Below are 20,741 nucleotides of genomic sequence, written 5' to 3'. Positions count from 1 at the left end.
CGATCAGGACACTGGTCGGAGGCCGCGCTCGTTTCCCGGGCCCCGGGTCAGCCGTTGGAGCAGGCGACCGGGCGAACGCCCTCGTCGCCGAGCAGGTCCGCGCCCCAGGTGCTGCGGAGCAGGCGCGGAGCCGTCCCAGCCCTCGACGTCGGCGAGGGCCATGGCCGGGATTACGGCCCGGTGGGGTCTCTTTGGGCCTTCCGAGTGGTGTTTGTCGGAAGATCGGCGCGCGTGGTGGGGGCGGTGCGGTTGCGACCACATCATGACGAATGTATGCAGATCCGCCCGTCGGAACATCGCGAATTGAGGTACCTCGTCATGGCTCACCGCAGCACCTTCACCTCGATCTGGACCACCGTCCTCACCGCCCTCGCGGCCCTGCTCTCCTCCCTCGGATTCGGCGGGAAGGCTGCCCCGGCCGCCGCTTCCGTATCGGCCTCCGCCGCTGGGACCACCACCACGGTCGCCGTGCGCCGGCCGGCCGTCGTGGCCCCGCGGACCTGGCGGGCGATGATGCGGGGCGGTTCGCTCCCGCCGACCATCAAGCAGCGGATCCGCGCCGAGGCGCACGGCAAGACCCCGTCCGTCCGGCGGTCGACCACCGCCGCGGCCATGGGCGCCGACTCGGGTGCCGCCGCCGGATCCCCGCTGGCACGCGCAGTCCCTACGGCGTCCTCCGCTGTCCTCCCGGCCGTTTCGTCCACCGTCCCTGCCGGTGCCTCCCGGGCCGTGCTCGCGCTCGCCGCATAGTTTGGACCGGAGTGGTCCGGCAGCCCGGGAACGGCATCCGCAGTCGCAGTACGAGTACCAGCACCAGTACAGGCACAAGCACGCGCAAGGCGCAGGCACAGGCACGAGACGAGCGCAGCCACCGGTACGAGCACGAGAAGGCAGAACGGCGTCAGGCGCTGGAGCCCGGTCGGTCATGACCGTGGATCGCGCCACGCGGTGCCCCGGAGCGGGGCGCGGATGGTTTGCCCCGGCGGGCGCCGGGGGCGTGACACTTGGCATTGCAAGGTCGCAGGCCCGGGAGACGGTGGGTTCCCGGACGTCGCGGCCCTTTCGGCATGTCCGCGACCGGGAGTCTGGCGGAGCGGTTCAACACGTGTGCGGCAGTTGACCACCGAATCCCGGCGAACCGTCCCGGAATCCCTGATTCTCCCGCAAGTATGACCAGCTCAGCGGGCGCCCTCGCGCGCGCCCGAGGTGTCGCGCGCTTCCCGGCCTTGACAGCACAGGTAAATCTGACGGACAGTCAGTTTTATTCGATGATGTGACGCCGGGAGGCCAGTGCCGTGCACCTCGCCCCGACCGAAGGCCAGTCGCTGCTCCGCGCCGAACTGCGGGAGTACTTCCAGGGCCTGCTGCCGCACGGGGTGCCCGAGGATCCGGCCCGCCAGCGCGAACTCCTGCGCCGGATCGGAGCAGACGGCCTGCTCGGCCTCGGCTGGCCGGTCGAGTACGGCGGGCAGGGCCGGGGCCCCGACGAGCAGTTCGTGTTCTTCGACGAGGCCTACCGGGCCGGAGCCCCCGTCTCCATGGTCACCCTCAACACCGTCGGCCCGACCCTGATGAAGTACGGGACCCAGGAGCAGAAGGACTACTTCCTGCCCCGGATCCTCAAGGGCGAGCTCGTCTTCGCCATCGGCTACTCGGAGCCCGAGGCCGGCACCGACCTCGCCTCGTTGCGCACCCGTGCCGTGCGGGACGGGGCGACGGGCGGGGAGTGGGTGATCGACGGGCAGAAGATCTTCACGTCCAACGCTCAGAACGCCGACTGGATCTGGCTCGCCTGCCGCACCGACCCCGAGGCTCCCAAGCACAAGGGCGTCTCCATCATCCTGGTGCCCACCGACGCGCCCGGCTTCTCGTGGACGCCGATCGAGACCGTCGGGGGGCTCACGACCACGGCGACCTACTACGACTCCATCCGCGTGCCCGCCGGCCACCTCGTCGGCCCCGAGCACGGCGGCTGGGGCCTGATCACCAACCAGCTCAACCACGAGCGGGTCGCCCTAGCCGCCATCGGCATGCAGGCCGAGGACTTCTACGAAGCCGCCCTGACCCATGCCCGCACCCCCGACCCCGGCACGGGCGAGCGGCCCGCCGACGCCCCGTGGGTGCGGTCCCGGCTCGCCGAGGCGCACGCGCGACTGGCGGCCGTACGCCTCCTGAACTGGCGCCTCGTCCAGGACGTGGGCCGCGGCGCGCTGGCTCCCGGCGACGCCAGCGGCGTGAAGTTCCTCGGCACCGAGTCCACCGTCGAGGTGTACCGGATGTGCCAGGAGGTCGTGGGCGAAGAGGCCTTGGTACGGGGACCCGGCGCCTTCGCCGGCGGTGAGCTGGAGCGGATGAACCGGGCGGCCCAGATCAACACCTTCGGCGGCGGGGTGAGTGAGGTCCAGCGGGAGATCGTCGCGACGATGCGGCTCGGCATGAAGGGCAGGAAGCGATGACGGCGGACACGGCCGGGCCGACGGCCCGGGGGAACCGGGAGGCGGTGGGGACTGATGAGGCGGACCGTCTCCACGCACTGCTCCAGGCCTTCGAGGGAGCGCCCGCGGCCATCGGAGGCCGGGGGAAAGACCTGGTCAACGAGGCGATGATCCGCCACTGGTGCGAGGCGATGGGCGACGCCAACTCTTCCTACACAGGGCCGGACGCCATCGCTCCGCCCACGATGCTGCAGGCCTGGACGATGGGCGGGCTATCGGGCCACACGGACCGGGCGGGCGCCCACGACGAGCTCTTCGCCCTGCTCGACGGCGCCGGGTTCACCTCCGTGGTGGCGACCGACTGCGAGCAGGAGTACCTCCGTCCGCTGCGCCCCGGCCAAGCGGTCACCTTCGACGCCGTCATCGAGTCGGTCTCGCCCCGCAAGACGACCAAACTGGGCACCGGGCACTTCGTGACCACCCGCATGGACGTCCGGGCGGACGGAGCCCTCGCCGGGACCCACCGCTTCCGGATCCTGAAGTACCGACCGGCCACTCGGCACGCCCAGCGGATACGGGAAGCCGAGCCGGTGCAGCAGGCCCCGCCGATACGGCAAGCCGATCCGGTACTACCGGCCGAGCCGGTGCAGCAGGCCCCCCAGGGCTCGGCAACCCGGCCCGCCCGAGCGCCGCGCCCGTCGCCGCAGACCGCCGCCCAGCGTCCCCGGCCGGTCGTCAACCGCGACAACCAGGGCTTCTGGGACGGTGTGCGCGACCACAAGCTGCTGATCCAGCGCTGCACCGACTGCGAGACCCTCCGCTTCCCGTGGCTCCCCGGCTGCAACACCTGCGCTTCGCCCGATTGGGACACCGTCGAGGCGTCCGGGACGGGCACGGTGTTCAGCTACGTCGTCATGCACCACCCGCCCTTCCCGGCTTTCGATCCTCCCTACGCGGTCGCGCTCGTCGAGCTGGCCGAGGGGGTCCGCATGGTCAGCAACATCACGGGCGTCCCCTACGACAAGGTGCGGATCGGCCTGCCGGTCCAGCTGGAGTTCCTGCGCGTCGACGACGGCCTCGAACTCCCCGTCTTCCGCGGGAGCGCCGGCTGATGGACTTCCACCCCACCGAGGAGCAGGCCGCCGCGGCCGGCCTCGCCGCCCGGATCTTCCGGGACCTCGCCACCCATGAGCGCCTGGCCGCTGCCGGTACCGGCAGCGACGCCGAGCTCTGGAAGGCCCTCACCGCCGCCGGACTGGTGGCCGCCGTCGAGGACATCGGCCTGCTCGGCCTGGTCCTGCTGCTGGAGGAACAGGGCCGCTTCACCGCGCAGGTCCCGTACGCCGCCACCTGCGTGTACGGGATCCTCCCCGTCGCCGCGTACGGCAGCGCCGAGCAGCGGGCCCGCCTGCTGCCCGCCCTCGGCACGGGAGCGGCGGTGGCCACCGGGGCCTTCCCGGCCCGGGGCCGGATCACCGCCGAGCGGGTCAGGGGCACCACCGGGCGGGCCGGGCTCACCGGGACGGCCCCGGTCGTGCCCTGGCTGCGCGAGGCCACGCACGTCCTGGTCCCGGACACGGACCGGGCTCTGTGGCTCGTACGGACGGACGCGCCCGGCGTACGGACCTCGGCCGTGGAGACCACTGCGCCCTGGTCGGCGGGCCGGCTGGACCTGACCGGCGCCGAGGCCGAACGCATCGGCCCTGGCACCGCCACCGCGGCGGAGACCTGCGCCGGCACCGCCCCCGCGGCGGAGACCTGCGCCGGCACCGCCCCCGCGGCGGAGACCTGCGCCGCAACCGCCACCGCGGCGGCGGGCGGCCACGACGACGGATCCGCGGACGCGTACGCCTACACGCTCGCCGCCGCCCGCACCGCCTTCGCCGGCCTCCAGGCCGGCGTATGCGCGGGCTCCCTCGCCCGGGCCGTGGAGCACACCTCGACCCGCGAGCAGTTCGGCCGTCCGCTCTCCACCAACCAGGCGGTCCTGCTGCGCGCGGCGGACGCGTACATGGACACCGAGGCGATCCGCGTCACCGCGTACGAAGCGGCCTGGCGCATCGACCAAGGCCTCCCCGCGCGTGAACACGCGCTCACGACCGCCTGGTGGGCCTCCGAAGCGGGCAAACGTGTCGTCCACGCCGGTCAGCACCTGCACGGCGGCATGGGAGCCGACCTCGACCACCCCGTCCACCGGCATTTCCTCTGGGGGCGCCAGCTGGACGCGTACCTGGGCTGCGGCAGCGAGCTGCTGGCCGAACTGGGCGACCTACTGGCGCAGGAGGGCTGAGCGATGAGAGTCGGCGAGGAACTGGCGCCCCTGGAGATTCCGGTCACCCGCACCCTGATCGTCGCGGGCGCGATCGCCTCCCGTGACTACCAGGACGTGCACCACGACGCCGCGCTGGCGCGGGAGAAGGGCTCCCCGGACATCTTCATGAACATCCTGACCACCAACGGCCTCGTGGGCCGCTATGTCACCGACCGCCTCGGTCCGCGCACCGTGCTGCGCAAGGTGGCCATCCGACTCGGCGCCCCCAACTATCCGGGCGACACCATGACGCTCAGCGGTACCGTCACGGCCCTCGACGGGGACACGGCGGAGATCCGCGTCATCGGCGCCAACGGCCTGGGTCATCACGTCACCGGCACGGTCACCGTGACCCTCGACCCGGGGAGCGCCGCATGAGTGTCCGGGCCCGCGACGAGCTCGGCGGCCGTGCCGCGATCGCCGGTATAGGCGCCACCGAGTTCTCCAAAAACTCCGGCCGCAGCGAGCTCAAACTCGCCGTCGAAGCCGTGCACGCCGCCCTCGACGACGCCGGGCTCACGCCGGCCGACGTCGACGGCATGGTCACCTTCACCATGGACACCAGCCCCGAGATCACCGTCGCGCAGGCGGCCGGCATCGGGGAACTGTCCTTCTTCTCCCGCATCCACTACGGCGGCGGCGCCGCCTGCGCCACCGTCCAGCAGGCCGCGCTCGCCGTCGCCACCGGAGTCGCCGAGGTGGTGGTCTGCTACCGCGCCTTCAACGAGCGCTCCGGGCGCCGCTTCGGCTCCGGCGTCCAGCAGCGCGAGCCCTCGGCGGAGGGCGCGGCGCTCGGTTGGTCACTGCCCTGGGGGCTGCTGACCCCCGCCTCGTGGGTGGCCATGACCGCACAGCGCTACCTGCACACCTACAACCTCACGCCGGAGGCCTTCGGGCACGTCGCGGTCACCGACCGCCGGCATGCCGCGAACAATCCCGCCGCGTACTTCCACGGCAAGCCGATCACCCTCGCCGACCACGCCGCATCGCGCTGGATCGTGGAGCCGCTGCGGCTGCTGGACTGCTGCCAGGAGACCGACGGCGGGCAGGCCGTCGTCGTCACCCGCACGGAGCGGGCCCGGAGCCTGCGGCACGCCCCGGCCGTGATCACTGCGGCCGCGCAGGGCGCCGGCCGCCGCCAGGAGGGCATGACCTCCTTCTACCGCGACGACCTCACCGGACTTCCCGAGATGGACGTGGTCGCACGTCAGTTGTGGCGCACCAGCGGGCTCCGGCCCTCGGACATCGACGTGGGCATCCTCTACGACCACTTCACGCCCTTCGTCCTGATGCAGCTGGAGGAGTTCGGGTTCTGCGGTCCCGGCGAGGCCGCCGATTTCGTCGCCGCGGACGCCCTGCCGATCAACACCCACGGCGGTCAGCTCGGGGAGGCGTACCTGCACGGGATGAACGGCATCGCCGAGGCCGTCCGCCAACTGCGCGGCACCTCCGTGAACCAAGTGGCGGGCGCGGCCCACGCCCTGGTCACGGCCGGGACCGGGGTTCCGACCTCCGGCCTGATCCTCGGCGCCGAGGGCTGAGCACCGGTCCCGGGGGCTCTGCACCCTCCACCTTCAGGAGGTCGAGTTCGCCCTGCGCCTACAACCTGAGGTGGATCCTCCTTCGGCACCTGCGGGCGATTCCAGGGCGGCCGGGCGCTCCTAGCGTGGAGACATGACCCCGCCTGTGTGCACGCTCGCCTCGAACCCGACGCCGTACCCGTCGTTCTCGGCGTACGTCCGGACCCGCGGCACGGTCCTGATGCGCACCGCGCGCTCCCTGACCGCCAATCCGTGCGATGCCGAGGACCTCCTCCAGACGGCCCTCACGAAGACGTACATGGCCTGGGACCGCATCGAGGACCACCGCGCGCTCGACGGCTACGTCCGGCGAGCCCTGGTGAACACGCGCACCTCCCAGTGGCGCAAGCGCAAGGTCGACGAGTTCGCGTGCGACGAGCTGCCGGAGTCCGAGGAGGCGCCGGCGGCCGACCCCGCGGAGGCACAGGCACTGCGCGACGCCATGTGGCGCGCGGTGACCCGGCTCCCCGACCGCCAGCGGGCCATGGTCGTCCTGCGCTACTACGAGGACCTCAGCGAGGTGCAGACCGCCGAGTTGCTGGGGGTCTCCGTCGGCACGGTCAAGAGCGCCGTCTCTCGTGCGCTGGGCAAGCTCCGCGAGGACCCCGAGCTGACCCCCGTTCGGGGCTGACCCGTCCGGTGAGCCCGGGCCTTGGGGATGTTTCACGTGAAACAGCGAGATGTTTCACGTGAAACACGAACCGGTTTCCACTCCGGGGTAGTGACATGCCGACCGGTATGTGCGCAGAATCGCAGCAGCCGTAGCCGCCGCAGCGCCGCAGCGCTCACCGGGAGGACGCTTTGCTGAGCACCATGCAGGACGTACCGCTCCTCGTCACCCGCATACTCCGACACGGGATGACGATCCACGGGAAGTCCCAGGTCACGACCTGGACCGGGGAGGTCGAGCCGCACCGCCGCAGCTTCGCCGAGATCGGTACCCGCGCCACGCGCCTCGCCAACGCCCTCCGCGACGAGCTCGGGGTACAGCAGGACGACCGGGTCGCCACCCTCATGTGGAACAACGCCGAGCACGTCGAGGCGTACTTCGCGATCCCGTGCATGGGTGCGGTTCTGCACACCCTCAATCTGCGGCTTCCTCCGGAGCAGCTGGTCTTCATCGTCAACCATGCCGCCGACCGCGTCGTGCTCGTGAACGGCAGCCTGCTGCCGCTGCTCGCCCCGCTCCTGCCTCATCTGCCGACGATCGAGCACGTGGTGGTCTCCGGCATCGGCGACCGCTCCGTGCTCGACGGCCTGGATGTGCGCGTGCACGAGTACGAGGAGCTCCTCGCGGGCCGCTCCGACAGCTACGACTGGCCCGAGCTGGACGAGCGCCAGGCGGCCGCGATGTGCTACACCTCCGGCACCACCGGGGACCCCAAGGGCGTCATCTACTCGCACCGGTCGATCTACCTGCACTCCATGCAGGTCAACATGACCGAGTCGATGGGGCTGACCGACAAGGACACCACCCTCGTGGTGGTCCCGCAGTTCCATGTGAACGCCTGGGGGCTGCCGCACGCCACCTTCATGACCGGCATCAACATGCTGATGCCCGACCGGTTCCTCCAGCCGGCCCCGCTCGCCGAGATGATCGAGCGGGAGAAGCCCTCGCACGCCGCCGCCGTCCCGACCATCTGGCAAGGCCTGCTGGCCGAGGTGACGGCCAACCCGCGCGACCTGAGTTCGATGCAGCAGGTCACCATCGGCGGCGCGGCCTGTCCGCCCTCCCTGATGGAGGCCTACGACAAGCTCGGCGTCAGCCTCTGCCACGCGTGGGGCATGACCGAGACCTCCCCGCTCGGCACGATGGCGCACCCGCCGGCCGGACTGACCGCCGAGGAGGAGTGGCCCTACCGGATCACCCAGGGCAGGTTCCCGGCAGGGGTCGAGGCCCGTCTGGTCGGTCCCGGCGGCGGCTTCCTGCCGTGGGACGGCGAGTCGGCCGGCGAGCTGGAGGTGCGGGGAAGCTGGATCGCGGGCGCCTACTACGGCGGCGCGGCCGGCGAACCCGTTCGCCCCGAGGACAAGTTCAGTGCCGACGGCTGGCTCAAGACCGGCGACGTCGGCGTGATCAGCCCCGACGGCTACCTCACCCTCACCGACCGGGCCAAGGACGTCATCAAGTCCGGTGGCGAGTGGATCTCCAGCGTGGAGCTGGAGAACGCGCTGATGGCTCACCCCGAGGTCGCCGAAGCGGCCGTCGTCGCCGTCCCCGACGAGAAGTGGGGAGAGCGCCCGCTGGCGACCGTCGTGCTCAACGAGGGCGCCACCGTGGACTACGCGGGACTGCGCGCGTTCCTGGGCCAGTCCATCGCCAAGTGGCAGCTGCCGGAGCGCTGGACGATCATCGATGCCGTGCCGAAGACGAGCGTCGGCAAGTTCGACAAGAAGGTGATCCGCAAGCAGTACGCGGACGGCGCGCTGGACGTCACCACCCTGGACTGAGCGAGGCGGCCGCGGCCCGACCCGGGAAGACGGTCTAACCCCGGGTGAGCCACGGCCGCAGCAGCCTGCTGACGGCGGGCATGGCCACGTAGGTCATCAGGGTGCTGAAGACGACGGCGAAGGCCGCCGTCCGCAGCACGAAGTGCAGATCCACCAGGTACGGCCCGAGCACGGCGTTGCCCGCGAGCGAGATCGGGAAGATGGCCAGCCCCGAGCTCACCGCCATCTTCCACCGCGGCGGCGCCGGCCGGGTCGTACCCGGCTGGGCGAACCACGTCTCCATGCCCTGGAGTTCCCGCCGGGCTATCTCGGTGTGGTGGTGGCCGAGGCAGTTCGAGAACCACGCGGCCCGCTCGGCGGAGTCCTGCCAGCGCTGGAACGCCGCCTGGTTGCGGAAGCGGTGGACCAGGAACCACGGCCCGCCCTCGGACGCGGGACGGAAGAGCCCGTACCCCAGATGATCGGGAAAGCCCGCGGCCGTCTCCAGGATGCCGTGGGCCCAGGCCTCGAACGTCTCCTCATGTCCCGGGTCCACCTGCCGCGCGATCAGCAGGTTCACCTCCCCGCTGTCGGCGGGGACGGTCTGCTCGTTCGTCTGGATGATGGCCATCGGGCCAGGATTACTAGTTGGTGCCGATCTTGGCCAACAGGTCCACGATGCGGCCCTGCACGTCCGCCGTCGTGGCCCGCTCGGCGAGGAAGAGCACGCTCTCGCCCGAGGCCAGCCTCGGCAGTTCGGCCGCGTCGATGCCCGCCGCCGTGTAGACGACCAGCGGCGTGCGGTTCAGCTGGCCGTTGGCACGCAGCCAGTCCACGATCCCGGCCCGCCGACGACGCACCTGCATGAGGTCCATGACCACCAGATTGGGCCGTATCCGCGTCGCCAGTTCCACGGCGTCGGTATCGGCGCCCGCCCGGGCGACCTGGAGCCCGCGCCGTTCCAGAGCTGCGGTCAGCGCGGTCGCGATCTCGTCGTGCTCCTCGATCAGCAGGACCCGGGACGGGTGCTGCTCGCTGTCGCGCGGCGCGAGCGCCTTGAGGAGAACGGCCGGATCCGCCCCGTACGCGGCCTCGCGCGTGGCGTGCCCCAGCCCGGCCGTGACCAGTACGGGTACCTCGGCGGCCACCGCCGCCTGGCGCAGGGACTGCAGAGCGGTCCGGGTGATGGGCCCGGTCAGCGGGTCCACGAAGAGGGCGGCGGGGAACGCGGCGATCTGCGCGTCCACCTCCTCGCGCGAGTGCACGATCACCGGGCGGTAGCCGCGGTCACTGAGCGCCTGCTGCGTCTGTACGTCCGGCGCGGGCCACACCAGCAGCCGGCGCGGGTTGTCCAGCGGCTCCGGGGGCAGCTCGTCGTCCACCGGCTGCGGAACGGGCCGGTTGACCACCTCCACGGCGCCGCCGGGCCCGTCGAGCGGCTCGGGGCCCTCGTCGGAACCCGCCTCCGGAGCCCCTATGGCGAAGGCCCGGCCCTGCGGAGCGGGCTCGGCCAGCCGACGCCGGCGACCCGACCCCGAACCGTTGGGGTCGACGGAGATGCCCTGCCCCAGGGTGCCGAGCGCGCGCACGCTGATCGGCTGCGCCGCCTGGCCCTCCGCCGGAACGTCCTGCGGCTGCCGGGCCCCGGGCACCGCGACCCGGCCGGAGGCCCGGTCGTCCTCGGGAGCGGTCCGCGCCGCCGGAACGGGCCAGGCCGGATTGGCGGGCAGTGCGCGCCGCCGCCCGGTCGGCGGTACGGGTTCCTCCGCGGCCCCGGCCGACTCCGCGGCGGGGTCCTCGGCCTCGGCGGCGGGAGCACCCAGCACCCGGCGGCCGCGCCGTCCGCCCGGAGCGTCGGCCCCGCCGTCTGCGTCGGTCTCGGCGGGAGCGGGCGCCGCACCGGCCATGGCGTGCGCCTGCGGAGCGGACGCGGCCGGAGTCGGCCCGGCCGGCAGCGCGAACCCGCCCTCGGGCGCGATCGGCCGGGCCTGGGCGGGAGCGGGGCCGAGCCCGGTCGCCGGCACGGGCGCACCGGGCTGCACCGGACCGGACGGGGCAAGCGGTCGCCGCCGAGCGGCGGGATGTTCGGTCACCGGAACCGGAGGGACCGGCACGGACGGAATCTGAGCCGGCGGGGCCGGCGCCGGCGGGACGGGCCCGGACGGGGCCGACGTCGGCGGGACGGGCCCGGACGGGACCGGCACCGGCGGGAGCGCGGCCATGGCGTTGCCCTGCGGCGGCACGGGCCGCCCTGGGCCGCCCCGGCCGGCCTCACCGCTGTCGTCACCGGCCCGGCCGCGACGGCGCCCTGTACCGAGTCCCGCCGGGTTCACCGGGGACTGGGCGAGCTCCGGACCGGTGGCGGCACCGGCCTCGGCCGCCCGCCGCCGTCCGGACGGCAGCGCCAGCGCGCTTCCGCCCTCGGCCTGCTGCTCGGCGCCTGCCGCGTCGGGGGCCTCCACGCCGTCCTCCAGGAAGGCGTCCACCCCGCGTCGGGCGCGCCGTCCGCCGGAGACCTTGCCGCCCGCTCCCGCGCCGCCCGCCCCGGGACTCGCGGTCCCGGTGGCCGTTTCGCCGGCCGGTTCCTCCGCCGGCTCGGGCAGGGTCACCGTCCCGGCGCCCGAGCCCAACGGCAGTTCCAGTACGTAGGCCCCGCCGGGCGCGCCCGGCACCTCCACCGTCTGCAGCACGCCCCCGTGCGCGGCCACGATCCCCCGCACGATCGGCTCGTGCACCGGGCTGCCGCCCTCGTACGGCCCGCGCACCTCGATCCGTACGACGTCCCCGCGCTGCGCGGCGGCCACGACGATCGTCGAGTCGCTGTAGCCGCTGCCCTGGCGGGTCTTGCCGGTGGCGTCCACACCCGCGACATCGGCGACCAGATGCGCGAGCGCGGTCGCGATCCGCTCCGCGTCCACCTCGGCCTCGATCGTCGGCGCGTGCACCGCGAACTGTGCGCGGCCCGGCCCGATCAGCTCGACCGCCCCGTCGACGCCGGCCGCCACGACGGCGTTGATCAGGACCTTCTTCTTCGTGAGCCGGTCACTGCCCGCGTCCAGGCGCTGGAAGCCGAGCACGTTGTCCACGAGCGTCGTCATCCGGGAGTACCCGGCGGCCAGGTGGTGGAGCAGCTGGTTGGCCTCGGGCCACAGCTGTCCGGCGTCGTCGGCCGCCAGCGTCGCCAGTTCCCCGCGCAGCTCGTCGAGCGGTCCGCGCAGCGAGTCCCCGAGGACGGCGAGCAACTGCGCGTGCCGTGCGGCGAGGGCGTCGTAGGGCCGACGGTCGGTGAAGGTCATGACGGCGCCGACGAGCTGCTCCCCGTCCCGTACGGGCGAGGTGGTCAGGTCGACGGCGACCGGCTGCCCGGTCTTGTTCCACAGCACCTGGCCGCGGACGCGGTGCTTGCGACCGCTGCGCAGGGTGTCGGCGAGCGGGGACTCCTCGAACGGGAACGGCGAGCCGTCCGCCCGCGAGTGCTGGATCAGCCCGTGCAGTTCGCGGTTGCCGAGGTCGGTGGCGCGGTAGCCGAGGATCTGCGCGGCGGCCGGGTTGACCAGCACGACGCGGCCATCGGTGTCCGTACCGACGACGCCCTCGGCGGCGGCGCGCAGGATCATCTCGGTCTGGCGCTGGGAGCGGGCCAGCTCGGCCTCGGTGTCCACGGCCTGCGAGAGGTCGCGAACGACGAGCATCAGCAGCTCGTCACCCGTGTAGCCGGGTTGCGGCTCGCGGTAGGCGTCGCGTCCGTCGAGATGGGCGCTGGTGACCTCGACGGGGAACTCGGAGCCGTCGGTACGGCGGGCGATCATGCGCGTGGGCTTCGTACGGCCGCCCCCGTCCTCGCCGGGCCGGCGCATGGAGCCGGGGATCAGCTTGGAGTCGAATTCGGGCAGGAGGTCGAGCAGACCCCGGCCGACGAGACCGGTGCCCGGGCTCTCCATGACCTCAAGAGCGATCGAATTCGCGTTGACGACCGTGCCGTTGGCGTTGACGAGCAACAGCGCGTCCGGAAGCGCGTCGAGTATTGCTGCGAGGCGAGCAGCGCCTCGGGATGGCCTGCTGCTCACGACGAGCTTCCTCCCTGACCACAACTACCGGCATGTCACGGGAGGAGTCTAAGGCCACAGCCCCGCGGCGGGGTGGCCGATGGACGGCGGATACCGCCCATCCCGTGCATCCTCCCAGGTCAGGAACGCCCAGTCGGAAGGAGAGGTTCCAAGTCGTCCCAGCGGCTGATTTCGCATCCGTTGGTCCGACGGAAGGTCGCGTCCACCTTGTGCCCGTGCCAGGACCCGGTGATGCGGGCGGTGGCCGGACCGCCGTGCTGCATCGTGCAGATCTGCCGCTTGGAGACGGGGGCGAACGGGTCCCTCCCTTCCCTGGCGAGCTGCTCCAGCCGGGCGCAGGCGCCGACCGCCTGCGGATGGTCGCCTCCCGTGGGGTCGCATTCGAGCCGGTACGCGCGGTCCAACTGCCGGTTCCCGGTGTCGGCCATGGCGATGGTGAGCCGGTCGGGCGTGGAGAGCAACCGGTCGAGGGGCAGTGGGTGCAGCGGGGGCAGAGGTCCGGCGGCCGCGGCGGCCAGGGCGGAGGTGACGGCGAAGGCGGCGAGACTCAGCATGGGCACTCCAGGTCGTCCGTACGTCGTACGCCTGACCAACGACCGGGGAGCGCCGACGTTGCGTCCCGGTGTCGCACCACCTCGCCATAAGGCTTTGCTCTGGGCCCTTCCGTCCTTGTACCGTGGGAGCGGATTGGTGACGGGCCCCGCGGCTGTGTCATCATCTGCACGCACCCTCGTACGCGGGGGTGTGCTGGAGGCGTCGCCTAGTCCGGTCTATGGCGCCGCACTGCTAATGCGGTTTGGGGCTTACCCCCCATCGAGGGTTCAAATCCCTCCGCCTCCGCACTTCACGAAGCCCCGGTCCGTCTGGACCGGGGCTTCGGTGCGTTCTGCGCGAGTACATCCGTTCGGGCGGCTACCCGGCACCGATCCGCGCGCCGGCGGACTCGCGACGAGCCCGGCCGGATGATCTTCTTTCAAGCCGTTTTCGCAGGTCAGGCGATGTTTGGCTAATGGATTTCGCGTCCCGGCGAGGTCCATGTATTGTTGTTCTCGCAAGGCCAGCGGGGCGCAAAACCCCAGCAAGCCAAGCACTCGTAGCTTAACGGATAGAGCATCTGACTACGGATCAGAAGGTTGCAGGTTCGAATCCTGCCGAGTGCACAGCAGTCCAGAGGGCCCAGACGAAAGTCTGGGCCCTCTGGCGTTTTCCCTCGCGGTGCGGGCCGGGCGTAGTACCTGGGTCCTACTCGGTGGGGAGGCGTCCCCCAGGGGATGTCAGGGGTGGTCTGGCTCTGGCGGGGGACGCGGGTCACGAGGGTGGGTGGCTACGGTTCGGGGAGATCGACCGGATCCGAAACAACGGGGGCTCTCATGGGACTGTTCGGGAATGCGCACACCGTCGACCCGGTGTCGGCGCAGCGGGACTACGCGCGACTGCTGGGGCAGGGGGAGCAGGTGCACGCCGCCTTCCTGCTCATCCGCGACACGATCCTGTTCACCGACCGGCGGCTGGTGCTGGTCGACAAGCAGGGGCTCACGGGGAAGAAGGTGGAGTACCACTCCGTCCCGTACCGGAGCATCACGCACTTCTCCGTGGAGACCGCCGGGCACTTCGATCTCGACGCCGAGCTCAAGATCTGGATATCCGGGAGCTCTGCGCCGATCGAGAAGACCTTCACGAAGGGTGTCGACATCTACGAGGTGCAGGCGATCCTCACGCAGTTCGTCGCCCGGTAGCCGGACGTAGCGTTTCCTCAGAGGGCGCGGGGGAGGCCGGTCACCGACATCACCAGGGAGTAGAGGGAGGTGGTGGCCGGGATGAAGAGGTGATTGTTCCTCGGGCCGCCGAGGGCATGTTCGAGACCGACCGAGGGGTAGGCGGTGAAGACCCGGTCGTCGGTGAGGGCGCCGTCGTCGGTGGTTCAATGCGCGGATGTGGCCGGCGCGGGTTTCCGCGGCGTACAGCTCGCTCTCGTCGGGGGAGAAGGCCGGGCCGTTGGGGCCCAGGAAGGCGTCCGCCACCATGCGGACCCCGCCCGTCGCCGGGTCGGTCCGGTAGAGGCTGCAGGCGCTGATCTCGCTGGGGGTGCGCCGGCCCTCGTAGTCGTCGGTGATGCCGAAGTCCGGGTCTGAGAACCACAGCGAGCCGTCCGAGCGGACCACCGCGTCGTTGGGGCTGTTGAGCCGCTTCCCGTCGAAGCGGTCGGCGATCACCGTCAGGCGGCCGTCGGGTTCGGTGCGGATGACGCGCCGGTTGCCCTGCTCGCAGGTGATCGGACGGCCTTGGCGGTCCAGGGTGTTGCCGTTGGAGTGTCCGGCCGGGGAACGGAAGAGGGGCACCGCGCCGGTCGCCTCGTCCCGGCGCAGCATGCGGTCGGTCGTCGTAGAGCCGGTCCAGGCGAGCGTCCCCGTTGGCGCAGGGGCCCGTGCGGAAGCCTACGTCCAGAATCTCGTACAAGGTGAGGTCAGCTATGGCAGACATGATTCCCATTGGAGGAGTAGAGCCGAATTCTGTTCGGTGCTGGGGAGAGATTGTAGAATCCGGTACCGTCTTCGCAAGGGCCGACGGGCTCATGGGAGGAAGATCGCGTGGACGACATCGACCGGGCGCTCGTCCTGCGCCTGCAGCAGGACGCGGGCCAGTCGTACGCGGCTCTGGGCACCGCCGTCGGGCTCTCGGCCGGGGCCACCCACGAGCGTGTACGCAAGCTCCGCGAGCGCGGGGTGATCCGGCGGACCACGGTCGACGTGGATCCGGCTGCGGTCGGCAGTGGGGTGCTCGCCTATGTGATGGTCGACTCCAACGCCTGGATGGGAGAGGCCGGTGAGGCCTTCGCCGCCATCCCCGAGATCCAGGAGGCGCACATCATCGCGGGCAGCGCCTCGGTGCTGGTCAAGGTGCGGACGGCCTCGACCGAGCAGTTGCAGGACGTTCTGCGCAGGCTCTACGCCATCGACGGTGTCAGCGGTACGCACGCCACCGTGGTCCTGGACACCTTCTTCGAGCGGCCGCTGCCGCTGTGACCTGGCGGTGCACCGGGATCCGTTGGACGGACGGCCGGCCCGCGATCGGGTGGTGCGGGGAGGGGCGCGCGGAGCGGGTGAGCCCGCTCGTGTACGGGCAGCGGCTGGCCTTCGCCGCGCGCGGGGAGCGGCGCTGCCTCGGTGTGCGCAGGGCGGGGAAGCGGACCGCCTGTCCCACCGCCGCCGTCGTGCCCGGCCGCGTCGGCAACGCGCAGTGCCCCGAATGCGCCCGTGTCGACCGGTCGTTCTCGGTGGCCGCCGACACCAACGCGGCCGACCCGCGCACCTACCGGGTCTACCTGGCCTGGTTCGGGCCCGGCATGGTCAAGGTCGGCATCACCGCCGAGGAGCGGGGCTCCGTCCGGCTGCTGGAGCAGGCGGCCGTGGCATGGACCTGGCTGGGCCGGGGGCCGCTCATGGCCACCCGGCGTACCGAGGAACTGCTGCGGGCGGCCCTCGGGGTGCCGGACCGGATCGCGCACGCCCGCAAGCGCGCGGTACGGGGGCACCTGCCGCCCGCGACCGAGCGGGCCCGTGAGGTCGCCGAGCTGCACGCCCGGGCGGCGGCGCTGGCCGGGTGGCCCGAGTCGCTGGAGCGACTGGCTTGCGACATCACCGACCACGCGGAGCCGTTCGGTCTCGCTGCGATCGGCGGGCTCGGCGGGTTCGGTGGGTTCGGTGGGCAGGGTGTGCTCGACGGGGCGGACGGCTCGGGCGGCCCGAGCGGGTCTGCGGGTCGGAGCGGCCAAGGCGGGCCGGACGGGCCGGGCGGGTCAGGTGGGGCAGACAGGGCTGGTGGGCCGGGCGGGCCGGCCGCCCCAGGCGGGTCAGGCGGGCCGGGCGTGTTGGGTGGGCGGGGTGGCGTGGGCGGGTACGGGTGGGTGGTGACGGAGATGGTGGCCGGTGGGGTGGTCGTGGGGCGGTTGGCGGGCGCCGCCGGGCCCGATCTGCATCTCGCGGACGGGCTGGTGGTGGACACCCGGCTGCTCGCGGGGTGGGAACTCATCGCGCCCGCCGGGGAGGCCGTGACGGCCGTCCCGGTGGCTCGGATCCTCTCCGCGGGTGTTCCGCCGGCGGAGCAGGGCGGACTGTTCTGAGCGGCCCACCGGCCGTGCCAGGGTCAAGACTTGGATCCCTTCCGCCGCGCGGGGCCCATTTCGGTGGACAGGCCCGGGCACCGGGACCGAGGGTGGGGGACATGAGCATCCAGCCGGTACCGGCTTTCGAACCGCCTTATCTGATGGCCGTTTTCAGCAATGTCCGCACCCCTGACGACAGCGGGTATCAGGAAACCCTCGCCCTGATGAACGAGATCGTCGCGGCGAATCCGGGCTTCCTCGGATACGAATCCGCGCGCACCCCCGGCGGCCTCGGCATCACCGTCGCCTACTTCCGCGACCACGAGGCGCTCACCGCATGGCGCGAGGACCTGCGGCACCAGGCCGCCATGGAGCAGGGCCGCGCCGACTGGTACGAGAGCTACACCCTGCACGTCGCGACCGTCGAGCGGAGCCACGGCTTTGCCCGCAACGGCTGAGGCGGTCCGCGGCTTCCGGGAGCGCCTCGGGCTGCCCGGACTGGTGGACGTCCACACGCACTTCATGCCCGAGCGGGTCCTGGACAAGGTGTGGGACTACTTCGACGCGGTGGGACCCCTGACCGGTGTCGAGTGGCCCATCACCTACCGGCTCGTGGAGGAGCGGCGCGTCGCGCTGCTGCGGGAGTTCGGGGTCCGCGCCTTCACCGCCATGCTCTACCCCCACAAGCCCGACATGGCCGCCTGGCTCAACGCCTGGTCCGCCGACTTCGCCTCCCGGACCCCCGAGTGCCTGCACACCGGGACCTTCTTCCCGGAGGAAGGCGTGTCCGCGTACGTCGGCCACGCGCTGGAGGGCGGGGCCAGGATCTTCAAGGCGCACCTCCAGGTGGGCGGGTACGACCCGAACGACGACCGCCTCGACCCGGTGTGGGGGGTACTGGCCGAGGCCGGGGTCCCGATCGTGATCCACTGCGGCTCCGGACCCGTCCCGGGCAAGCACACCGGCCCCGAGCCGATCGCCCGGCTGCTCGCCCGGCATCCCCGCCTGCCGTTGATCATCGCCCACATGGGGATGCCCGAGTACGCCGACTTCCTCGACCTCGCCGACCGGTACGCCGAGGTGCGGCTCGACACCACCATGGCCTTCACGGACTTCTCCGAGCAGTTCGGCGGATTCCCGCCCGGCGATCTGGGGCGCCTCGCGGACCTCGGCGACCGGATCCTGCTCGGCACCGACTTCCCGAACATCCCCTACCCCTACGAGCACCAGTTGGAGGCCCTGGAACGCCTCGGCCTCGGCGACGACTGGCTGCGGGCGGTCTGCCACGACAACGGGGCCCGGCTCTTCCGCCTCACCGGCTGATCACGGCCCGTCCCCGCCGCCCGTCCCCGCCCCTCTGCCCTCGCCCCTCTGCCCTCGCCCCCTCTACCGCTCCCCCTCCCTCCCGTTTCTCAGGAGATTCACAGAGAGGGACAAGAACGCTCTCAGAGGCGCCCGGCAGCGTGGTTGCATGACCGCGACGACCACCTCCCCCGCGTCCACGTCCACCAGCAATCCGTCGGCCCTGGTGCGGCCCGACGGCGGCCCCTGCCGGGTGCTCGTCGTCGACGACGAGGCCTCGCTCTCCGAGCTGCTGTCCATGGCCCTGCGCTACGAGGGCTGTGAGGTGCGCAGCGCCGGCGACGGGGCAGGCGCCGTGCGGGCGGCGCGGGAGTTCCGGCCGGACGTCGTGGTCCTTGACGTCATGCTCCCGGACATGGACGGGCTCGCCGTCCTGGGGCGGCTGCGCCGGGAGATCCCGCAGGTTCCCGTGCTGTTCCTCACCGCCAAGGACTCCGTGGAGGACCGGATCGCGGGCCTCACGGCGGGCGGCGACGACTACGTCACCAAGCCGTTCAGCCTGGAGGAGGTCGTCGCCCGGCTGCGTGGTCTGGTCCGGCGCTCGGGAGCCGCGCAGGCGGCCCGCGGCGGCTCGGTGCTGGCCGTCGGTGATCTGTACCTCGACGAGGACAGCCACGAGGTGGTCCGCGCCGGTCGGGAGATCCATCTGACCGCCACCGAGTTTGAGCTGCTGCGCTACCTGATGCGCAACCCCCGGCGGGTACTGAGCAAGGCGCAGATCCTGGACCGGGTGTGGTCGTACGACTTCGGCGGCCAGGCCAATGTGGTCGAGCTGTACATCTCCTACCTGCGCCGGAAGCTGGAGAGCGGCCCCGGCCTGCCGTCGATGATCCACACCCGGCGCGGCGCCGGTTACCTGATCAAGCCCGCCGAACTGTGATGTCCGGGTCCCGACACCGGCCTCGGTACCGGAAGCCGCGGCTTCCGCGGCGGCCGGGGCGGCCGTGGTCCCTGCGGACGCGGCTCGTCTTCTCGGCGGTGGCGCTGATCGCCGTCGTGTGCGCCGCGATCGGGACCGTAACCACCCTGGCACTGCGCTCGTACCTGGTCGCCGAGCTGGACGACCAGCTCGGTACCTCCGTGAAGATGGCCGGTCACGGCCCCGGTGCCAAGGCGGCCCGCGACAGCGGCGCCGCCTTCGTCCTGGCCCCCGGAAACCCGCTGAACGCCGTGGGGCTCCGGCTCGATCCCGGTGGGGCGGTCCTCAAGACCGCCCGCAACGCCCGTGGAGAGGGGGGCGCGTACGACCTCGGCCAGACCCTCACCGCAGCGCAGACCGAGGCCCTGGCCGACGCCGCGCGCGGGGCCGTCCTGGGCCGGACGGGCCCGGTGGACGCGGAGCTGCCGGACCTCGGGGCGTACCGGGTGTTGACCGCCCCGGACGGCAGCCTGGCCCTCGGATTTCCGCTGGGCGGGGTCGATTCCACCGTGCACACGTTGATCGGCGTCGAGGTGTCCGTCACCCTGGCCGGGCTGATCGCCGCCTCCCTCGCGGGGCAGGCGCTCGTCGGGGTCGCGCTCAGCCCGCTGCGCAGGGTCGCCGCCACCGCCACCCGTGTGTCCGAACTCCCCCTGCACCGTGGCGAGCCCGCCCTGCACGAGCGCGTCCCGGACGCCGAGGCCGATCCCCGGACCGAAGTGGGGCAGGTCGGCGCGGCCCTGAACCGGATGCTGGGCCACGTCTCCTCCGCGCTCACCGCCCGCCAGGAGAGCGAGACCCGGGTCCGGCAGTTCGTCGCCGACGCCAGTCACGAACTGCGCACCCCGCTGGCCTCCATCCGCGGGTACGCCGAACTCACCCGTCGGGGACGGGAGGAACCCGGCCCCGACACCCGGCACGCGCTGGACCGTATCGAGTCCGAGGCCACGCGGATGACCGGCCTCGTGGAGGACCTGCTGCTGCTGGCCCGGCTCGACGCCGGCCGCCCCCTGGCGGCCGCCGACACGGACACCGACCTGGCCCCGCTCCTCGTCGACGCCGTCAGCGACGCCCGCGCCGCCGGGCCCGGGCACCACTGGCGCCTGTGCCTTCCCGACGAACCCGCGACCGTGCGCGCCGATCCGGCCCGTATCCAGCAGGTGCTGGTCAACCTGCTCGCCAACGCCCGCACCCACACCCCGCCCGGCACCACCGTCACCGCCCATGTTTCACGTGAAACATCCGCCGTCCGGCTGCGGATCGAGGACGACGGTCCGGGGATCGCGCCCACCCTCCTCCCCCATGTCTTCGAGCGCTTCGCGCGCGGCGACGCCTCCCGCTCCCGGGCGGCCGGCTCCACCGGCCTCGGCCTCGCCATCGTCCGGGCGGTCGTCATGGCCCACGGCGGTCAGGTCGGCGTACGGAGCGAGCCGGGCCGGACCCGCTTCGAGGTCCTGCTGCCGCGCGCCGGATCCCCCGGCCCCGCGGAGCCGGACTCACAGACGGGGCACAGGCTCACCACACATCGGTGACAG

At 72.3% G+C, this 20,741-nt stretch carries 18 protein-coding genes, 2 tRNA genes and 1 pseudogene; 17 read left to right on the top strand and 4 right to left on the bottom strand.

What is annotated here, in order from left to right:
• Window positions 1-318 precede the first annotated feature (318 nt).
• The 8 genes from ACWFQ8_RS08855 to ACWFQ8_RS08820 all read left to right on the top strand — a co-directional run bounded on the left by ACWFQ8_RS08855 (window position 319) and on the right by ACWFQ8_RS08820 (window position 8,777).
• A complete protein-coding gene (locus tag ACWFQ8_RS08855; RefSeq protein WP_453785488.1) occupies window positions 319-750 on the top strand; it encodes a DUF6344 domain-containing protein in 432 nt (143 codons plus the stop codon).
• Window positions 751-1,295: 545 nt separating this feature from the next.
• Window positions 1,296-2,456, top strand: a complete 1,161-nt coding sequence (locus ACWFQ8_RS08850) for an acyl-CoA dehydrogenase family protein (RefSeq protein WP_453785487.1) — start codon at window positions 1,296-1,298, stop codon at window positions 2,454-2,456.
• On the top strand, window positions 2,453-3,547 hold the full coding sequence (locus ACWFQ8_RS08845) for a bifunctional MaoC family dehydratase N-terminal/OB-fold nucleic acid binding domain-containing protein (protein ID WP_453785486.1): 1,095 nt from the start codon (window positions 2,453-2,455) through the stop codon (window positions 3,545-3,547). Before ACWFQ8_RS08850 ends, ACWFQ8_RS08845 begins: the two co-directional genes overlap by 4 nt.
• A complete protein-coding gene (locus tag ACWFQ8_RS08840) occupies window positions 3,547-4,725 on the top strand; it encodes an acyl-CoA dehydrogenase family protein (RefSeq protein ID WP_453785485.1) in 1,179 nt (392 codons plus the stop codon). Before ACWFQ8_RS08845 ends, ACWFQ8_RS08840 begins: the two co-directional genes overlap by 1 nt.
• 3 nt (window positions 4,726-4,728) lie before the next feature.
• The gene (locus ACWFQ8_RS08835; RefSeq protein WP_453785484.1) at window positions 4,729-5,124 is read left to right on the top strand and encodes a MaoC family dehydratase; all 396 of its coding nucleotides are present in this window, start codon (window positions 4,729-4,731) and stop codon (window positions 5,122-5,124) included.
• Entirely contained in the window at window positions 5,121-6,287 is a 1,167-nt protein-coding gene (locus tag ACWFQ8_RS08830) for a lipid-transfer protein (RefSeq protein ID WP_453785483.1), read from the top strand. The genes ACWFQ8_RS08835 and ACWFQ8_RS08830 overlap by 4 nt, the downstream gene beginning before the upstream one ends.
• A 133-nt stretch (window positions 6,288-6,420) precedes the next feature.
• Window positions 6,421-6,957, top strand: a complete 537-nt coding sequence (locus tag ACWFQ8_RS08825) for a SigE family RNA polymerase sigma factor (RefSeq protein ID WP_453785482.1) — start codon at window positions 6,421-6,423, stop codon at window positions 6,955-6,957.
• Between the two features lie 170 nt (window positions 6,958-7,127).
• Window positions 7,128-8,777 carry a long-chain fatty acid--CoA ligase gene (locus ACWFQ8_RS08820; RefSeq protein WP_453785481.1) on the top strand — a complete coding sequence of 550 codons (1,650 nt, stop codon included), beginning with the start codon at window positions 7,128-7,130 and terminating at the stop codon, window positions 8,775-8,777.
• A gap of 34 nt (window positions 8,778-8,811) precedes the next feature.
• Here the strand turns inward: ACWFQ8_RS08820 and ACWFQ8_RS08815 are convergent, their stop codons facing one another.
• The 3 genes from ACWFQ8_RS08815 to ACWFQ8_RS08805 form a co-directional block, all read right to left on the bottom strand.
• Window positions 8,812-9,387 carry an antibiotic biosynthesis monooxygenase gene (locus tag ACWFQ8_RS08815; RefSeq protein WP_453785480.1) on the bottom strand — a complete coding sequence of 192 codons (576 nt, stop codon included), beginning with the start codon at window positions 9,385-9,387 and terminating at the stop codon, window positions 8,812-8,814.
• Between the two features lie 13 nt (window positions 9,388-9,400).
• A complete protein-coding gene (locus tag ACWFQ8_RS08810; protein ID WP_453785479.1) occupies window positions 9,401-12,823 on the bottom strand; it encodes a PAS domain-containing protein in 3,423 nt (1,140 codons plus the stop codon).
• A 119-nt stretch (window positions 12,824-12,942) separates the two neighbouring features.
• Window positions 12,943-13,377, bottom strand: a complete 435-nt coding sequence (locus ACWFQ8_RS08805) for an SSI family serine proteinase inhibitor (protein WP_453785478.1) — start codon at window positions 13,375-13,377, stop codon at window positions 12,943-12,945.
• Window positions 13,378-13,572: 195 nt separating this feature from the next.
• Here ACWFQ8_RS08805 and ACWFQ8_RS08800 point away from each other — a divergent pair.
• The 3 genes from ACWFQ8_RS08800 (at window position 13,573) to ACWFQ8_RS08790 (ending at window position 14,559) form a co-directional block, all read left to right on the top strand.
• Window positions 13,573-13,663: transfer RNA gene (locus ACWFQ8_RS08800), tRNA-Ser, on the top strand.
• A 247-nt stretch (window positions 13,664-13,910) separates the two neighbouring features.
• Window positions 13,911-13,983: transfer RNA gene (locus tag ACWFQ8_RS08795), tRNA-Arg, on the top strand.
• Between the two features lie 210 nt (window positions 13,984-14,193).
• Window positions 14,194-14,559, top strand: coding sequence for a PH domain-containing protein (locus tag ACWFQ8_RS08790; RefSeq protein ID WP_030707895.1), 366 nt, complete (start codon window positions 14,194-14,196; stop codon window positions 14,557-14,559).
• A 17-nt stretch (window positions 14,560-14,576) separates the two neighbouring features.
• Here the strand turns inward: ACWFQ8_RS08790 and ACWFQ8_RS08785 are convergent.
• Window positions 14,577-15,304 (bottom strand): annotated as a pseudogene (locus ACWFQ8_RS08785) (SMP-30/gluconolactonase/LRE family protein).
• Window positions 15,305-15,411: 107 nt separating this feature from the next.
• Between ACWFQ8_RS08785 and ACWFQ8_RS08780 the strand changes: the two are divergent.
• The 6 genes from ACWFQ8_RS08780 to ACWFQ8_RS08755 all read left to right on the top strand — a co-directional run bounded on the left by ACWFQ8_RS08780 (window position 15,412) and on the right by ACWFQ8_RS08755 (window position 20,738).
• On the top strand, window positions 15,412-15,846 hold the full coding sequence (locus ACWFQ8_RS08780; protein WP_453785477.1) for an Lrp/AsnC family transcriptional regulator: 435 nt from the start codon (window positions 15,412-15,414) through the stop codon (window positions 15,844-15,846).
• On the top strand, window positions 15,843-16,943 hold the full coding sequence (locus ACWFQ8_RS08775; RefSeq protein WP_453785476.1) for a DUF2797 domain-containing protein: 1,101 nt from the start codon (window positions 15,843-15,845) through the stop codon (window positions 16,941-16,943). Before ACWFQ8_RS08780 ends, ACWFQ8_RS08775 begins: the two co-directional genes overlap by 4 nt.
• A gap of 101 nt (window positions 16,944-17,044) precedes the next feature.
• The gene (locus tag ACWFQ8_RS08770) at window positions 17,045-17,383 is read left to right on the top strand and encodes an antibiotic biosynthesis monooxygenase family protein (protein ID WP_453785475.1); all 339 of its coding nucleotides are present in this window, start codon (window positions 17,045-17,047) and stop codon (window positions 17,381-17,383) included.
• Entirely contained in the window at window positions 17,367-18,248 is an 882-nt protein-coding gene (locus tag ACWFQ8_RS08765; RefSeq protein WP_453785474.1) for an amidohydrolase family protein, read from the top strand. Before ACWFQ8_RS08770 ends, ACWFQ8_RS08765 begins: the two co-directional genes overlap by 17 nt.
• 148 nt (window positions 18,249-18,396) lie before the next feature.
• Window positions 18,397-19,167, top strand: coding sequence for a response regulator transcription factor (locus ACWFQ8_RS08760; RefSeq protein ID WP_453785473.1), 771 nt, complete (start codon window positions 18,397-18,399; stop codon window positions 19,165-19,167).
• Window positions 19,167-20,738 carry a sensor histidine kinase gene (locus ACWFQ8_RS08755; RefSeq protein WP_453785472.1) on the top strand — a complete coding sequence of 524 codons (1,572 nt, stop codon included), beginning with the start codon at window positions 19,167-19,169 and terminating at the stop codon, window positions 20,736-20,738. Before ACWFQ8_RS08760 ends, ACWFQ8_RS08755 begins: the two co-directional genes overlap by 1 nt.
• The last annotated feature ends 3 nt before the right edge of the window (window positions 20,739-20,741 follow it).

Source organism: Streptomyces sp. NPDC055254 (genome assembly GCF_053606025.1).
This window is presented reverse-complemented; position numbering and strand designations above follow the sequence as displayed.

What these genes read in the sequence shown, in the direction of transcription:
- ACWFQ8_RS08855 (WP_453785488.1), top strand. Translation starts at nt 319, where the DNA reads ATGGCTCACCGCAGCACCTTCACCTCGATCTGGACCACCGTCCTCACC.
- ACWFQ8_RS08845 (WP_453785486.1), top strand. Translation starts at nt 2,453, where the DNA reads ATGACGGCGGACACGGCCGGGCCGACGGCCCGGGGGAACCGGGAGGCG.
- ACWFQ8_RS08840 (WP_453785485.1), top strand. Translation starts at nt 3,547, where the DNA reads ATGGACTTCCACCCCACCGAGGAGCAGGCCGCCGCGGCCGGCCTCGCC.
- ACWFQ8_RS08835 (WP_453785484.1), top strand. Translation starts at nt 4,729, where the DNA reads ATGAGAGTCGGCGAGGAACTGGCGCCCCTGGAGATTCCGGTCACCCGC.
- ACWFQ8_RS08830 (WP_453785483.1), top strand. Translation starts at nt 5,121, where the DNA reads ATGAGTGTCCGGGCCCGCGACGAGCTCGGCGGCCGTGCCGCGATCGCC.
- ACWFQ8_RS08825 (WP_453785482.1), top strand. Translation starts at nt 6,421, where the DNA reads ATGACCCCGCCTGTGTGCACGCTCGCCTCGAACCCGACGCCGTACCCG.
- ACWFQ8_RS08815 (WP_453785480.1), bottom strand. Translation starts at nt 9,387, where the DNA reads ATGGCCATCATCCAGACGAACGAGCAGACCGTCCCCGCCGACAGCGGG.
- ACWFQ8_RS08805 (WP_453785478.1), bottom strand. Translation starts at nt 13,377, where the DNA reads ATGCTGAGTCTCGCCGCCTTCGCCGTCACCTCCGCCCTGGCCGCCGCG.
- ACWFQ8_RS08790 (WP_030707895.1), top strand. Translation starts at nt 14,194, where the DNA reads ATGGGACTGTTCGGGAATGCGCACACCGTCGACCCGGTGTCGGCGCAG.
- ACWFQ8_RS08770 (WP_453785475.1), top strand. Translation starts at nt 17,045, where the DNA reads ATGAGCATCCAGCCGGTACCGGCTTTCGAACCGCCTTATCTGATGGCC.
- ACWFQ8_RS08760 (WP_453785473.1), top strand. Translation starts at nt 18,397, where the DNA reads ATGACCGCGACGACCACCTCCCCCGCGTCCACGTCCACCAGCAATCCG.
- ACWFQ8_RS08755 (WP_453785472.1), top strand. Translation starts at nt 19,167, where the DNA reads ATGTCCGGGTCCCGACACCGGCCTCGGTACCGGAAGCCGCGGCTTCCG.